Source organism: Streptomyces sp. NPDC007346, assembly GCF_040703535.1.
Taxonomy (GTDB): Bacteria; Actinomycetota; Actinomycetes; order Streptomycetales; family Streptomycetaceae; genus Streptomyces.
Map to the genome: position 1 here is coordinate 54,639 of NZ_JBEYKR010000018.1, position 14,811 is coordinate 69,449.

General features: G+C 72.1%; 13 protein-coding genes. All 13 read right to left on the bottom strand.

The window, feature by feature from the left end; all coding sequences use genetic code 11:
* Window positions 1-12 precede the first annotated feature (12 nt).
* Window positions 13-1,284: a beta-ketoacyl-[acyl-carrier-protein] synthase family protein gene (locus AB0917_RS08435; RefSeq protein WP_366818715.1), complete on the bottom strand. Its 1,272-nt coding sequence runs from the start codon at window positions 1,282-1,284 to the stop codon at window positions 13-15.
* Complete coding sequence (locus tag AB0917_RS08440; protein WP_366818716.1) at window positions 1,281-1,610, bottom strand: TcmI family type II polyketide cyclase; 330 nt, start codon at window positions 1,608-1,610, stop codon at window positions 1,281-1,283. Before AB0917_RS08440 ends, AB0917_RS08435 begins: the two co-directional genes overlap by 4 nt.
* Before the next feature lie 171 nt (window positions 1,611-1,781).
* Window positions 1,782-3,248, bottom strand: coding sequence for an FAD-dependent monooxygenase (locus AB0917_RS08445; protein ID WP_366818717.1), 1,467 nt, complete (start codon window positions 3,246-3,248; stop codon window positions 1,782-1,784).
* Between the two features lie 73 nt (window positions 3,249-3,321).
* The gene (locus AB0917_RS08450; RefSeq protein WP_366818718.1) at window positions 3,322-4,284 is read right to left on the bottom strand and encodes a hypothetical protein; all 963 of its coding nucleotides are present in this window, start codon (window positions 4,282-4,284) and stop codon (window positions 3,322-3,324) included.
* A gap of 8 nt (window positions 4,285-4,292) precedes the next feature.
* Window positions 4,293-6,041 carry a biotin carboxylase N-terminal domain-containing protein gene (locus tag AB0917_RS08455; RefSeq protein ID WP_366818719.1) on the bottom strand — a complete coding sequence of 583 codons (1,749 nt, stop codon included), beginning with the start codon at window positions 6,039-6,041 and terminating at the stop codon, window positions 4,293-4,295.
* Window position 6,042: 1 nt separating this feature from the next.
* Entirely contained in the window at window positions 6,043-6,624 is a 582-nt protein-coding gene (locus AB0917_RS08460; protein WP_366818720.1) for a flavin reductase family protein, read from the bottom strand.
* A gap of 49 nt (window positions 6,625-6,673) precedes the next feature.
* Window positions 6,674-8,386 carry an FAD-dependent monooxygenase gene (locus AB0917_RS08465; protein ID WP_366818721.1) on the bottom strand — a complete coding sequence of 571 codons (1,713 nt, stop codon included), beginning with the start codon at window positions 8,384-8,386 and terminating at the stop codon, window positions 6,674-6,676.
* 336 nt (window positions 8,387-8,722) lie between these two features.
* Window positions 8,723-9,667, bottom strand: coding sequence for a MarR family transcriptional regulator (locus AB0917_RS08470; protein ID WP_366818722.1), 945 nt, complete (start codon window positions 9,665-9,667; stop codon window positions 8,723-8,725).
* Window positions 9,668-9,835: 168 nt separating this feature from the next.
* On the bottom strand, window positions 9,836-11,311 hold the full coding sequence (locus AB0917_RS08475; RefSeq protein WP_366818723.1) for an MFS transporter: 1,476 nt from the start codon (window positions 11,309-11,311) through the stop codon (window positions 9,836-9,838).
* 84 nt (window positions 11,312-11,395) lie between these two features.
* A complete protein-coding gene (locus AB0917_RS08480) occupies window positions 11,396-12,055 on the bottom strand; it encodes a hemerythrin domain-containing protein (protein ID WP_366818725.1) in 660 nt (219 codons plus the stop codon).
* A gap of 112 nt (window positions 12,056-12,167) precedes the next feature.
* Window positions 12,168-13,517, bottom strand: a complete 1,350-nt coding sequence (locus AB0917_RS08485; protein WP_366818726.1) for a cation:proton antiporter — start codon at window positions 13,515-13,517, stop codon at window positions 12,168-12,170.
* Between the two features lie 42 nt (window positions 13,518-13,559).
* The gene (locus AB0917_RS08490) at window positions 13,560-14,105 is read right to left on the bottom strand and encodes an NAD(P)H-dependent oxidoreductase (protein ID WP_366818735.1); all 546 of its coding nucleotides are present in this window, start codon (window positions 14,103-14,105) and stop codon (window positions 13,560-13,562) included.
* Between the two features lie 118 nt (window positions 14,106-14,223).
* A complete protein-coding gene (locus AB0917_RS08495; protein ID WP_366818727.1) occupies window positions 14,224-14,625 on the bottom strand; it encodes a nitroreductase family deazaflavin-dependent oxidoreductase in 402 nt (133 codons plus the stop codon).
* Window positions 14,626-14,811 lie beyond the last annotated feature (186 nt).

The window sequence follows — 14,811 nt, forward strand, 5'->3', positions numbered from 1 at the left end:
TCGTGCTCGTACTCACGGCTGGCTCCTCTCCGGCCGGGCGAGCACCATGGCGCTCTGGAAGCCGCCGAAGCCGCTGCCGACGGTCAGGACCGTGTCCGTACGGTGCTCACGCGCCGTCAACGGCACGTAGTCCAGGTCGCATTCGGGGTCCGGGGTGTGCAGGTTGGCCGTGGGGGGCACCACGTTGTTCTCCATGGCGAGGACGGACGCGGCGATCTCGATCGAGCCGATCGCGCCCAGCGAGTGCCCGACCATCGACTTGATGGACGAGACCGGCGTCCGGTACGCGTGGTCGCCGAGGCTCTTCTTCAGGGCGGCGGTCTCGTGGCGGTCGTTCTGCTTGGTGCCCGAGCCGTGCGCGTTGACGTAGTCGATGGACTCGGCGTTCAGCCGGGCCTCGCCCAGCGCGACGGTGATCGCCTCGGCCATCTCCGCCCCGTCCGCGCGCAGCCCCGTCATGTGGAAGGCGTTGCAGCGCGAGGCGTACCCGGCGATCTCCGCGTAGATGTGCGCCCCGCGCCGGCGCGCGCTCTCCAGCTCCTCCAGGACGAAGACCGCCGACCCCTCCCCCAGCACGAACCCGTTGCGGGTGCCGTCGAAGGGGCGGGAGGCGTGCTCGGCGTCGTCGTTGCGCGGGGTCGTCGCCTTGATGGCGTCGAAGCAGGCCAGGGTGATCGGGGAGATCGGCGCGTCCGTCGCCCCGGCCACCATCACATCGGCCGAGCCCTCGCGGATCAGCTCCACCGCCTGGCCCACCGCGTCGATGCCCGAGGTGCAGCCGGTCGAGACGACGGTGGCGGCGCCCTCGGCCCCGGCCGCCCAGGCGACCTCGGCCGCGAACGAGCTGGGCACCAGGTAGTTGTAGAGGTGCGGGACCGCGTAGGTGTGGTCCACGTGCGTGAGCCGGCCGCCGTCGCTGACCACCCGGTACTCCTCGTCCAGGCCCATCGTCGCGCCGACCGCGCTGCCGATGGTGACGCCCGTGCGGTACGGGTCCAGCGCCGTCAGGTCCAGCCCGCTGTCGGCGACCGCCTCCCGCGTCGTGACGACCGCGAGCTGGGCGGCCCGGTCCATCCGGCGGATCTCCTGCGGGCTCAGCCCGTGCGCCTCCGGGTCGAAGTCGATCTCGGCCGCGACCCGGGAGCGGAACGCGGAGGGGTCGAAGAAGGTGATGCCGCGGGTGGCGGTGCGCCCCTCGCTCAGCAGGCTCCAGAAGCTCTTGGCCCCGATGCCGTCGGGGGCGGTGACGCCGACCCCCGTGATGACCACGCGTCTGGCGTTCACCCGCGCCCCTCCCAGTCGTAGAAGCGGGTGGCGAGGGCGTCGGCCGGGGACCGCCAGGTCACCGGGTCGTACGCCTCGATGAACGGCTTGAGGTCGTCGCTGATCCGCTGGAAGCGCGGGTCGGTCTTGGCTGCCTCGATCAGCTCGCCGCCGTTGTCGGCGTCGAAGTCCTGGAGGTGGAAGTAGAGGTTGCGGTAGGAGAAGAGCTGGCGGCGGCGGGTGCCCATCCGGTGCGGCATGTCGCTGCCGTCGAAGTCGCGGAAGAGCCGGGCGACCTCCTCGCTGGAGCCGGGGTTCATCCGGGCCACGATCAACGTGCTGTGCATGGGGTCTCCGTAGGGTGTCGGACGGCCCGGGAGGGGCCGTGGAAAAGCCGTGGGAGGGCCTGCGAGGCCGTGGAGGGGCCGTGGAGGGGCCGTCGAGAAGCGGTGGGAGGGCCGGAGGGAGGGCCGGTGGGAGGTCCGGTGGGAGGGCCGGTGGGAGGGCCGTGGGAGGGTTCAGCGCGCCGGGCCGAACCAGCGCTCCAGCGCCATCGGCAGATCGGCGAAGCTGCCCGGCGCGGCCCACGCCACATGGCCGTCGGGGCGCAGCAGCAGGGCGCTGGTCTCCCCGAGGCAGCCGGCGGTGGGGCCGGGGACGGTGGCGGTGACGAGGTCGACGCGGTCGATCCAGGGGGCGGCCCGGCGGCGCAGCTCGGCGTTGCCCTGGAGGTCGAGCAGCACGCCCCGGCCCGAGCGCAGGGCCTCCGTGCTCGACGCCGGCTGCCCGGCGCCTTCGAGCGGGACGTGCGGCAGCCGCAGGCCGAGCAACGAGTGGGCGCCGCCGTCGAGTTCGTACCGGATGTCCAGGCCGCCGACCATGGCGGCGAAGTGCTTGCTGACGTCCGGGTAGCGGATCAGTTCGTGCAGGACGTCGCGCAGGGGCTGCATCTCCGCGCCGCTGAGGAACAGCAGCCCCTGGGCCTGGGTGTTCATCAGCAGCCGCTTGCCGACCGGGTGGCGTTCGGCGTGGTAGGTGTCCAGCAGCGACTCCGGGGCCCGGCCCCGGACCACCGCCGCCAGCTTCCAGCCGAGGTTCACGGAGTCCTGGATGCTGGTGTTCATGCCCTGGCCGCCGGCCGGCAGGTGGATGTGGGCGGAGTCGCCGGAGAGGAAGGTGCGGCCGCGCCGGTACTCGGTGGCGTGCCGGGTGGCATCACCGAACGAGGAGACCCAGACCGGCTCGGCGTGCGAGATGTCGTCGCCGGTGAGCCGCTGCCAGGCGTCCGCGACCTCCTGCCAGCTCGGCGGCGCCTCCCGGCGCCGGGGCGGGGTGCCGCGCTCGCAGACGATCAGCCGGGTCGTGCCGCCGGGCAGCGGGCCGACCATCACCATGCCCCCGGACAGGGTCTCGCCGATCATGCGCGGGGCGAGGGTGATGCCCCTGACGTCGGCGAGGAACATCTCCATGGTCGCGGCGGTGCCGGGGAAGTCGAACCCGGCCGCCTTGCGCACGGTGGAGCGGCCGCCGTCGCAGCCGACCAGGTAGTCGGCGCGCAGGGTGTGGACGCCCTCGGGGCCCCGCACCTCCACCTCGACGCAGTCCTCCTTGTCGGTGACGGAGAGGAGTTCGTGGCTGCGCCGGATGTCGGCGCCGAGCTGGGTGGCCCACTCCTCCAGCACCGTCTCGGTGGCGGACTGCGGGATGGTCTTGGCCGCCTGGTGCGCGCCCTTGAGGACCCCGAAGTCGACGGGGAGGCCGCCGAAGTGGCCCACGTTGCTGATCTCGATCTCCCCGAAGCGGGAGAGCAGGCCGCGCTGGTCGAAGATCTCCATCGTCCGGGCGGTGAAGCCCAGACCGCGGGACTCCCCGGTGCGCGCCGCCAGCTTCTCCAGCACGATGACGTCGGCGCCCGCGAGGCGCAGTTCACCGGCCAGCATCATGCCGGCCGGTCCCGCTCCCGCGACGATCACTTGTGCGTCCATGGGTCCTCCTCGTGACATCCCGCCGAGGGGCGGGGAACGGGTCCTGTGGTGCGCGTGCAGGGGGGCGGCCGGATCACCTGTGGAAGCGGGCCAGCCCCTGGTTGGCCGCGTGGGCGGCCGCCGCGTGGCGGGGGTCGGGGGCGAGGGCCTGGTGGCGTACGGCGACCTCGGCCAGCTTGATGGCGTGCTCGTCGCCGATGGCGGCGGCGGTGGCGAAGACCTCGGCGAGGTCCGGCACCCCTTCGGGGGTGGCGGCGGTCTTCGGCGCGGGGGCGGAGAACCAGCCGAGCATCGAGGCGCTGACGTCCCGCGCGACCAGGTACGAGGCATGGCGCCGGTCGGCCGGCAGGTGCTCGACGACCAGGCGGACCGCCGCCGGGCCGGTGATGGAGTGGATCAGCGGGACCGGGTGGCGCTGGGGCACGGAGGCGTAGATCCCGGCGTACTCGGTCACCAGCTCGTCGAGCGCGGCGGCCGCCCCTTCGCCGTCGCCGGTACGCGGGTCCTCCTCGCCCGGCCGGATGCCGTGCGTGTGGCTCGCGTACCGCGCGGCCCAGTAACCCAGGCCCTGCGCCAGCTCGTTGCGCAGCAGCCGGTCGTCCTCGCCCTCCCGTGCCCGGGAGATGGCCCGGACCGCGTGGGCCGTCCGGATGACCCCGTGGGTGAGGACGCCCGACATCCCGGGCAGCAGCCGCGGCCACCATCGGGCGAGCACCTCCGGCCAGGGGGCGAGGGCGAGTTCGCGCTCGAAGAGGGCGGTCCAGTCGGCCACCCGGTCGAACTCCCCGAGCGCGGACCGCCAGTCGTCGGCGTCCCCCGGGTCGATCGCCCACCGGGGCGCGGGGACGTCGTGGTACGTGTGCGTACGGAGGTTCTGGTCGACCCAGCCCTCCACGGCGTCGGCGTACCCCATGTACGCCAGGGCCTCGGCCGCCATCGGGGCGTGGTTGACGAACCGGGGACCGTGCTCGAATCCGACTCCGCGCAGCCGCTCCAGGGCTCCGCTCACAGCATCGGTGTAGGTCAGTGGGGACACGGGGGCCATCAGTCCTTGATGTCGCAGATCGTCGCGCCCGTGCTCACGGTCGCCCCGGGGGCCAGGAGCGCCCGGACGGTGCCGGAGCGGTGGGCGTTGAGGGGTTGTTCCATCTTCATGGCCTCCAGGACGACGATCAGCTCGCCCTCCTGGACCTCCTGCCCCTCCTCCACGGCCACCTTGACGACGGTGCCCTGCATCGGGGAGGCGAGGGTGTCGCCGGAGACCGCCGTCGTACGCGCCCCTCCGCCGCGCGGCCGGGACCTGACGGGGCCGGCCGGTGCGGGGGCGGTCCGGGCCAGGGCGAGGAAGGACGGCAGGACCACTTCGAGGCGCTGCCCGCCGACCTCGACGACGACCCGTTCGCGGGCGGATTCCGCCTCGCTCCCTGGGGCGGGTGCGCCGAACGGTTCGATGTCGTTGGTGAACTCGGTCTCGATCCAGCGGGTGTGGATGGTGAAGGGGTCGGCGGTGAAGGCGGGGTCGGTGACGACGGCGCGGTGGAAGGGGATGGCGGTGGCCATGCCTTCGACCTGGAACTCGGCCAGCGCACGGGCGGCGCGCTGGAGGGCCTGCTGACGGGTGGCGCCGGTGACGATGAGCTTGGCGAGGAGGGAGTCCCAGGCCGGGCCGATCACGGAGCCGGATTCGACGCCGGCGTCGAGGCGGACGCCGGGGCCGGTGGGCGGGGCGAACGTCGTCACCGTGCCGGGGGCGGGGAGGAAGCCGCGGCCGGGGTCCTCGCCGTTGATGCGGAACTCGAAGGAGTGTCCGCGTACGGCCGGGTCGCCGTAGCCGAGTTCCTCGCCGTCGGCGATGCGGAACATCTCGCGTACGAGGTCGATGCCGGTGACCTCTTCGGTGACGGGGTGCTCGACCTGGAGGCGGGTGTTGACCTCCAGGAACGAGATCGTCCCGTCGACGCCGACGAGGAACTCCACGGTGCCGGCGCCGACGTATCCGGCTTCCTTGAGGATCGCCTTGGAGGCGGCGTACAGCTCCTCGTTCTGCGCGGGGGTGAGGAAGGGGGCCGGGGCCTCCTCCACGAGCTTCTGGTGGCGGCGCTGGAGGGAGCAGTCACGGGTGGAGACGACGACCACGTTGCCGTGGGTGTCGGCCAGGCACTGGGTCTCCACGTGGCGGGGCTTGTCGAGGTAGCGCTCGACGAAGCACTCGCCCCGCCCGAACGCGGCGACGGCCTCGCGGACGGCGGAGTCGTACAGCTCGGGGATCTCCTCCAGGGTGCGGGCGACCTTCAGTCCGCGTCCGCCACCGCCGAAGGCGGCCTTGATCGCGATGGGGAGCCCGTTGGCCTCGGCGAACGTCACGACCTCGGCCGATCCGGAGACCGGGTCGGGGGTTCCGGCGACGAGCGGGGCTCCGGCGCGCTGGGCGATGTGGCGGGCGGCGACCTTGTCGCCCAGGTCCCGGATGGCCTGCGGCGGCGGGCCGATCCACGTCAGCCCGGCGTCGGTCACGGCCTGGGCGAACTCGGCGTTCTCCGACAGGAACCCGTACCCGGGGTGGACGGCGTCGGCCCCGGAGTCCGCGGCGGCCCGGAGCACCTTGGCCATGTCCAGGTAGCTGGCGGCCGGGGTGTCACCGCCCAACGCGAACGCCTCGTCGGCGGCCCGGACGTGCAACGCGTCCCGGTCCGGCTCGGCGTAGACCGCCACGCTCGCGATCCCCGCGTCCCGGCACGCCCGAGCAACACGGACAGCGATCTCGCCACGGTTGGCGATGAGCACCTTGCGCACGTCAGCCGGCCCGGGACGGGCTCGCCGCCGGGGACTCCGGTCCGGCCTGGCCGAAGCGCCCGCCCGTGGACTCCAGGGGCCCCAGGGTCCCGTCGTAGAAGATCAGCGGTTCCTGGGCGCTCTCCGGCGTGGCCAGCTCCAGCACCTCGCCGACCACGATGTCGTGGTCGCCGCCGGGGTGCACGGCCACCGTGGAGCAGGTGAGGTACGCCAGGGCCTCGCTGAGGACCGGCGGGCCGTCGGGGGCGAAGTGGTGCGGGACGCCGTGGAACCCCTCCGGGCGGCGGGCGGCGAAGGCGCGGGCCAGCTCCTGCTGGCTGCCGGAGAGGAAGTTGACGGCGAAGGTGCCGTGCCGGTCGATCACCTCGTGCATCCGCGATTCCTTGTGCAGGCAGAAAAGGACCAGCGACGGGTCGAGGGAGACCGAGGTGAAGGAATTCACCGTCGTCCCTTCGGCCTTGTCCTCGCTTCCGGCGGTGATGACCGTCACCCCGGTCGCGAAAAGGCCGCAGACGCGGCGGAATTCCTTCGGCGCTATCGGCTGTTTCACCTGGCTGCGGGTGAGTGAGCGCGCTGCGGACATGGGCAATCCCTTTCGTGATGGCTGCGGGTCTCGGAGCGTGCGCGCGCATTCAGAGGAGTTTGCGTACCTTGGAGCCGGCCTTGACGATGCCGAGCAGGAATTCCCGGCCGACGCTGTTCATCTCCGGGGGCGCCTGGACGGATGCCCAATAGAGGAAACGGGCCATGGTGGCGACCGACGGATGGATGAACCGCTGGTTCTCGTCCTTCCATCCGAAGACGGGATTGACGATGGGCGACTCGTCGAGGAGCTTGAAGACGATGTCGGCGGCCTCGTCCCCGGACAGGGCGCCCGCCTCGTACTTCTCGCAGGCCTCCGCCGTCGTTTCGAGGAGGATCTTGAACTTGTCGCTCTGCGGCCACCACAGTCCGGGGTGGTCGTTCTGCTCCAGCTCCCGGAAGTGCCGCTGGTCCTTGTCCTTGAAGTGCTTCAGCCGGGCCCGGGTCAGCCGCATCGTGCCCGGGGTGATGAAGGAGCCCCACACCCGGAAGACCGCGTTCCAGAGGCGGAAGTGCGAGAAGGCGATGAAGGAGCTGTTGACGATCTCGTCGTTGTACTGGAGCAGCCCCTGCTCCAGGCGCTCGACGTACGCGAAGCGCTCGGCGGAGAAGTCGCCGTCCTTGAAGGCCTCCAGCAGCCGGGAGGTGAGGGCGTCGACCACTTCGAGGGTGTTGGACAGGCCCCGGGAGAAGAGCGGGTCCAGGAAGCCGGCGGCGTGCGACATCAGGCACCAGCGGTCGCCGATGGTCTGCTTGGAGGAGTACTGGAGCCGGTCCGTCGACACCCACTCCCGTACCTTGCTCGCGCCCACGAACTGCCGCTTGACCGCCGGGTACTTGTCGAGGAAGAGCTCGAACTCCTGCTCCGGGGTGAGGTCCTTGGGCTTGGGGTAGGTGCGCTCGTCCATGGTCAGGCCGACGCTGCAGAGCGGGTTGCGCGAGTCCTTGTGGTTGTCGAACGGGATGATCCAGAACCAGCCGCGCTCGATGAGGTGGTGCATCGTCCCGGTGTGCCAGTCGGCCGGCGGCCGCAGCTCCTTGGGGTGGCCGCTGACGTCGTCGAACCGCTTCACGCCGACGTAGTGCGTGAACATCGAGCGGGAGTGGTGCTTGAAGCGGGCCGGCTGGTCGCGCAGGTCGAACTTCTGGGCCAGCGGCGAGCGGAAGCCGGAGGCGTCCACCACGTACTTCGCGCGGAACGACTCGGGCTCCGCGCCCGGGGCCCCGCTGCGGCCGGTGACCGTGACGCCGTCCTCGTCGAAGTCGACGTCGCCGGCCCGCCAGCCCTGCTTGGCCACGCACCCGTACTTCACGGCGACGTGGAACATGAACGAGTCGCTGTCCTGCCGGAACATGTGGCTGTTCTGGTGGAAGATCTTGGGCAGCGCCAGCTGGGTGGCCTCGCGGGGGTCGGGCTCCTTGCCGACCTCGTGCTTCATGAACCCGAAGTGGGCCTTGGTCCCGAAGGTCGGCCCGATGTCCCGGGTGCTCTGCTTCACACTGGCCAGGCTCTTGAGCTCGGGGAGGTCGTGGCGCTCGGCGAGGATGTGGATCCATTCGACGAGCTGCGGGGTCATCGACTCACCGACCGCGAAACGCGGGTGGGCGGTGGCGTCGACGAGAAGAACCCTCGCTCCGTGTTTCGCGAGAATTGCTCCGGTCACCGATCCGGCGATACCGGAACCCAGGATGACGACGTCGTACGTCTCTTCCTGGGGTATGCCGTCCGCTCCTTTGGGCCTTTCGTTCGACTGGGTGACCACGGGCCGTCTCCTTCGTCAGGTGGGGTGCGATCCGGTGCGAAAAGAGGGCACAAAAAACGGGCCCTTCCGACGGCCGGGAATGGCCTTGGGGAGGAGCCCGTAAAACGGCAGGACTGAACCGCTGAAGAAAGCGTGACAGGGAATGTGCGGGCGGTCAACCCCCGCTGGAAAAAGGCTGGTCGAGAGCGGGCGGCCTGAGCTCAGCCACGCCTGCCGGCCGCTTCGGCCGACAGCTCAGCCACGCCTGCCAGCCGCTTCGGCCGACAGCTCAGCCACGCCTGCCAGCCGCTTCGGCCGACAGCTCAGCCACGCCTGCCGACCGCCTCGGGCGACAGCTCAGCCACGCCTGCCGGCCGCTTCGGCGACACCGGGGTGGGCGGGTTCGAGGAGCTGGACGAGCAGGGCTCGCAGCTCGTCCTCGCCGCCGGGGCCGAGCAGCTCGGCGATGTCCGCGGCCAGCAGGTCGACGGCCTGGGCGACCCTCTTCAGCTGGGTGTGCCCGAGCTCGGTGAGCTCCAGGGCGTGGCGGCGCCGGTCGTGCGGGTCGCGCCCGCGGTGGACCATCCCGCCGTCGACGAGCTCGTCCACCAGCTGCGAGGTCGCGGGCCCGGTGATGGCCAGCGCCTGGGCGAGCCGCTGCTGCGGACAGGGCCCGGAGGCGGCGAGGATGGAGAGCGGGCCGTAGTGGCGCACGCGCAGGCCCGTGCCGGCGAGCTTCTCGTCGCCCAGCCGGCGCAGCCGGTGGTGGGCCTGCTCCACGAGGTGTTCGGTGCCCTGCACGAGGTCCTGGGTGCCCTGCGGGAGGAGCCGCGCCAGCAGGGTGTTGAGGCGGGCGACCTGCTCGGGGCTGAGGGCGGCGGTGAGCCGCGCGTCCCGCTGAGCGACCGCGCGGCGGCCCGCCTCGACGGCGGAGCGGCCCTCGTCGGTCAGGGAGAGGATGTACTGGCGGCGGTTGTCCGGGTTGCGGGTGCGCAGCACCTGTCCCCGGCCCTCCAGGCGGTCGATGACGCCGACCATGATGGTCCGGTTGATGCCGAGGCGCTCGGCCAGGTCGAGCTGGGAGACCCAGTCGCCGCCGGTCAGCGCGTCCAGGACGAGGAAGTCCCGGGAGCCGTCCTCCGGGCCGTCCGCGAAGGTCGTGAACTGGGCGAACACCCGGCGCAGGAGGTAGCCGATGAAGCCCGTGAGCGCCTCGGGCAGTACGCCGGGCACCTCGGCCGTGGCCTCGGTCTCCGAAATGGGGCCTCGCGCCGCGTCGGGCTCGCCTCGCACGATCGTCATCTCCCCTTCGGAACCGGGTAACCGAGTATACGGCGGAAGGCCCCGGCCGACGGGGCCCGGACCGCCCCTCCCTCCGGACGCGCCTGACCCCGCCCGGAGGGGGGAGGGGCCCGGGCGGGGCGGAGGAGAACCGGCGGCGGCCCGCTCGGGCGGGCCGCGGCCGGTCCGTCAGTGGGGCTGGTGCTGGGCCTGCGGGGCCGTGGCCTTGATGGTGCTCAGGGTCACGAGCAGGGCGATCAGGTAGATGCCGCCGCCGATGAGGAGCCCGTAGGAGTAGCCGGTGGTGAGCGCTTCGGAGCGGTCGCCGGGCAGCTTGCCCTCGGTGATGACGGAGGCGGTCGCGGCCAGGATGGCGAGGCCGACCGCCCCACCGATCTGCTGGCTGGTGTTGATGAGGCCCGCCGCGATCCCGGTGTCCTCCGGGGAGACCCCGCGGACGCTGATGATGGTGACGGTGACGAAGACCAGTCCGAGGCCGAAGCCGCAGACCAGCTGGGCGGGCAGGAGGACGGCCAGGGCGTTCTGACCGGGCTCCAGGAAGCTGAGCCAGACCATGCCGGCGATGCCGATGGCCAGGCCGACGGAGATGACCGTGCGCTCGGGGACCTTGGCGAGCAGCTGCGGGCCGACGCCGCCGGCCGCGATCCCGATACCGATGGCGAACGGGAGGTAGGCGAGGCCGGTGATCATCGGCTCGTACCCCTTGACGATCTGCATGTAGAGCGTCAGGAAGTAGAAGGTGGCGAACATGCCCGCGCCGACCAGGAACATGACCGCGTTGGCTCCGGCGCGGCTCTTGTCGGCGACGACGGCGCCCGGCACCATCGGCGCCCGGCTGGAGCGCTGGATGGCGACGAAGGAGACGATCAGCACGACCGCGACGGCCAGGGCGATCAGGGTGGTGGAGTCGCCGAGGCCCTTCTCGCCCGCGCGGTTGATGCCGTAGACGAGGGAGCCGAAGCCGAAGGTGGCGGTGAGCGCGCCGGGCACGTCGACCTTGCCGCGGTCGCGCTCGCCCTCCTTGAGGACGCCGGTGCCGATCAGCACCGCGATGGCGATCGGGATGTTGATGTACATGACCCAGCGCCAGCTGAGGTACTCGGTCAGCGCGCCGCCGAGGAGCAGGCCGACGACCGAGCCGAGCCCGCCCATCGCCCCGTACACGCCGAGCGCCTTGTTGCGGGCCGGGCCCGCGGGGAAGGTGGAGGCCAGCAGCGAGAGCGCCGTGGGCGCCGCGATCGCCGCGCCGACGCCCTGGAGGACGCGGGCGAGGAGCAGCACTTCGCCGCTGCCCGCGAGGCCGCCGAGCAGCGAGGCGAGGGTGAAGATCACCAGTCCGGTACGGAAGACCCGGCGGCGGCCGAAGAGGTCGCCGGCCCGGCCGCCGGCGAGCAGCAGCCCGCCGAAGGCCAGGGCGTAGGCGGTGATGACCCAGCCGAGGTTGGCGTCGGAGAGGCCCAGCGCGCTCTGCATGCTCGGCAGGGCGACGGCCACGATCGTGTTGTCGAGCACCAGCATGAGCTGGGCGGCCGCGATGACCGCGAGCGCGAGGCCGAGCTTGTCACCGGACGGGGCCGGTGCGGCGGAGCCCCGGGGCGTGGCGGGGCCCGGTGGAGCGGCTTCGGTTCTGTCCTGCATAGACATGAACGTCTCCAGAGGTGATTCGGGGGGTGGTTCCGGCCGCTCCACCCCCGGGTGCGGGAGGGGTTCGGCCCGGGGGTCGGGGGTTCAGCGCCCTGCGGCGTCCTGGACGGCCCAGATGTCCAGGCCTTCGTAGGCGGCACGCCACTCGGTCTCGTAGGCGGCGCGCAGGGGGGGCGGGAGCTTGCCGAGGATGGTGGCGACCCGGGCGGCGTCGATGTCGTCCAGGAGCCAGGGGAGGTAGCGGTTGGCGTCGCTCCCGATCCGGCCCTTCTGCTCGGCGCTGAAGGCCGCCCACTGTTCCTGGCTCAGGGTCAGGTCCATCAGCGCGAGCGCTTCCCGCTCCTCGTGGTCCAGGTGGGCGCGGAGGTCGGTGCAGAGCGCGTCGACGAGGCCGCCGAGGCGTTCGGCGCCCGTGTCGCGGTCGGCCAGGGCCGCGTCGATGTCCGCCAGCAGCGGGTCGATGACGGCGTGTTCGGCCTCCATCGCGTCGAGGAGCGCGATCTCGGCGTGGGCGTCACGGCCGGCCAGCGCCTTGTGCATCGCCGGCCACACGGTGATGTCCTCGGAGGTGTGGTGGGCGGTGAGGAACTTCTTGAACAGCTCCCAGCCGACGGCGGTGCTCAGCACGTGCCGCGGGTCCTCGTCCACCCGGGAGGTGATCCGTGCGATGCGCTCCAGTTCGCGGCGGAGCGCGTCATGGATGGCGAACATCATCGTCATGTCGAGGTTCTTGAAGTCGCCCATCGTCTCTTCCCTCTCCCTGCACGTGTCCGGCCCTGCACGTGTCCGGCTTGATGAAAAGACTATCGTCAACCTGCCTAACCATCAAGTCGAGAACCATCAGGACCCCAAGCACTTAGGGAGCCGGACGCCCGCCCCCGGCCCGGACGCCCACGGCGTCCGGGGTCCCGTCCCCCTGCCGGGCCCCCTCCGGCGGCTCGTCGGCGGGCCTCTCCCGCACCTCCGGCTCCTCCTCCGGCATCCCCTTGCGGATGCGGTCGAGCGCGGGCGAGGTCGCCGCGGTGGTGAGCAGCGCCATCAGCACGAGGATCGTGAACAGGTCCTGGCCGATCACCCCGAGGCCGAGCCCGACGTTCAGCACGATCAGCTCGGTCAGCCCGCGGCAGTTCATCAGCGCGCCGATCGACATCGCGTCCCGCCAGGACTGGCCGGAGAGCCGGGCGGCCCCGGTCCCGCCGCCCCACTTCGCCAGCACGGCCACCGCCAGCACCGCCCCGGCCCACAGCCACTGCACCGGGTCCGCGGCCAGCAGCGACACATCCGCCCGCAGCCCGGTGGTGACGAAGAACAGCGGAAGCAGTACGGGAACGGCGAAGGCCCTCAGCCGGGCCGCCTGGTACTCGATGACCCGGCTGCCGCGCGGCGTGACCGCGCCGAAGACGAAGGCCCCGAACAGGGCGTGCACCCCGATCAGGTCGGTGGCCAGGGCGCTCAGGCACAGCCCGCTGAAGAGCAGCACCAGGACCAGGCTGTCGGTGGCCGCCCGCTCGGCCCGGGCGGTCAGCCGGGCCAGCAGCGGCCGCAGGACGCCGAACATGAAGAGGGCGAAGGCGACCGCGAACAGCGCGGTCGTGACCGCCTCCACCGGGGAGCCGGCCGCCGACACGGCGACCACCGCCGCCAGCAGGCACCAGGCGGTCACGTCGTCGAACGCGGCGCAGGCCAGCGCCAGCACGCCCACCCGCGTCCGGTACATCCCCCGGTCCGCCAGGATCCGGGCCATCACGGGGAAGGCGGTGATGCTCATGGCCACCGCGATGAACAGGACGAACGGCAGCCGGTCCACGCCTTCGGGCGCGAAGGAGCCGTACATCCCGAGGGCCAGGAGCGTGCCGAGCCCCAGCGGCAGGGCGATGCTCACCATGGACACCAGCGCCGCGGTGCCGCTCTGGGAGCGGAGCGAGCCCAGCTGGAGCTCGTGCCCGACGAGGAACATGAAGATGAGCAGTCCCAGGTTGCCGAGCAGTCCCAGGTAGGGGAGGGAGGACGGCGGGAAGAGCCACGCCTGCGCGTTCGGCCACAGCCACCCCAGGAACGAGGGGCCGAGCAGGAGGCCGACGGCTATCTCGCCGACCACCGGCGGCTGGCCGGCGCCGCGGACGACACGCGCGCCCAGCTTGCAGAGCAGGATCACCATCGGGATGGCGATCAGGAGATCGGGCAGGGGATCACTCGCAGCGGCCATGGCCATCAGTTCTCCAAGAGGACAAGAAGAGGTGAGAGCGAGTCAGGAACCGTACGGGCGCAGGGACTTGGCATCGGCCAGTGCCCGCGCCCACCAGAGCAGCTGGTCGAGCATGAGCTTGGCGGCGGCCTCGGCGCCTTCGGGTTCGGCCGGGAAACGCCCCTGGGCGTCGTAGTGTCCGAGGACCCGGGGGAAGAGCACCGCGTCCTTCATGCCGACCGCGTGGAACTCGGCGAAGATCTGCCGCAGGTGCTCCACCGCGCGCACCCCGCCCGCCAGGGACAGCCCGTAGCTCACGAATCCGACGGGCTTGGCCTCCCACTCGGACCGGAAGCTGTCGATGAGGGTCTTGAGGGGGCCGGGGACACTGCGGTTGTACTCCGGGGCGATCAGGACGAACGCCTCGGCGGAGGCGAGCCGGGGCCGCAGGGCCGCCGCCACCGGGTCCTGCGGGTCCAGGCTGCCGGGCAGCTCGTGGTCCGCCACGTCGACGACGTCCAGGAGCAGGTCGTCCCGGCTCCCGGCCAGCGCGGTGAACCAGCCGGCCACGTCCGGGGCCAGCCGGCCCTCGCGCACCGAGGCGACCACGACGACGACCTCGACGGGCCGCGCACCGGCGGACGGAAGCGGAACCGCGCCGACGCCCTGCGGGACTGCCGGTACGCCCGCGGCCCGCGCGGCCGCCGGGGTGTCCACGGGGCGCCCCTCAGCCCGCCGCCGCGGACCGCGCGGCGACAGGGGTGAGGGAGAGGAACTGGGTCGCGTCCACCCGGGACAGGATGCGGCGGGTCAGCGCGGGCATCTTCGTCGAGCCGTCGTCCGTGAAGACCACCGGGTCGGTGACCCTGATCCGCCGGCCGCGCGTGGTGATCTCGCAACCGCCCGCCGCCAGCACGTTCTTGACCCAGTCGGACCCCGGCCCGTACGGAAGGGTGATGATGATGTCCTCGCCCCGGCGGAACAGCTTGACCGGGGTGGTGAAAGGGCGGCCGGACTTGCGACCGCGGTGGTGCACCTTGCCGAAGCCGGGCATCCGGCTCAGGACAGGGCCCACGAAGTGGTTGGCGACCGCCTTGTTGAAGCGGGCCACACGTCTGTTGATCGGCACAACTGCCTCCTCTTCTCACGCCGCCACGGGGGCTCTCGCGCCGTCACGGGGTGCTCTCACGCTGGTACGGGGCTCGGGTCCGCGGCCGGAAAGAGGGGAGGGGGGCGCCACCCCGGGCCCCCCGCCCCCCCCAGCCGCGGCGGCAGGCCGGCTGCGGGTCCGGCGCCCTGGGGGGGAGCGGGCCCG

Bases quoted from the DNA above. Each gene is read 5' to 3' on its own strand.
- AB0917_RS08445 (WP_366818717.1), bottom strand. From the start codon at position 3,248: ATGGACGCACAAGTGATCGTCGCGGGAGCGGGACCGGCCGGCATGATG.
- AB0917_RS08475 (WP_366818723.1), bottom strand. From the start codon at position 11,311: ATGTCTATGCAGGACAGAACCGAAGCCGCTCCACCGGGCCCCGCCACG.
- AB0917_RS08470 (WP_366818722.1), bottom strand. From the start codon at position 9,667: ATGACGATCGTGCGAGGCGAGCCCGACGCGGCGCGAGGCCCCATTTCG.
- AB0917_RS08440 (WP_366818716.1), bottom strand. From the start codon at position 1,610: ATGCACAGCACGTTGATCGTGGCCCGGATGAACCCCGGCTCCAGCGAG.
- AB0917_RS08485 (WP_366818726.1), bottom strand. From the start codon at position 13,517: ATGGCCGCTGCGAGTGATCCCCTGCCCGATCTCCTGATCGCCATCCCG.
- AB0917_RS08460 (WP_366818720.1), bottom strand. From the start codon at position 6,624: ATGTCCGCAGCGCGCTCACTCACCCGCAGCCAGGTGAAACAGCCGATA.
- AB0917_RS08480 (WP_366818725.1), bottom strand. From the start codon at position 12,055: ATGGGCGACTTCAAGAACCTCGACATGACGATGATGTTCGCCATCCAT.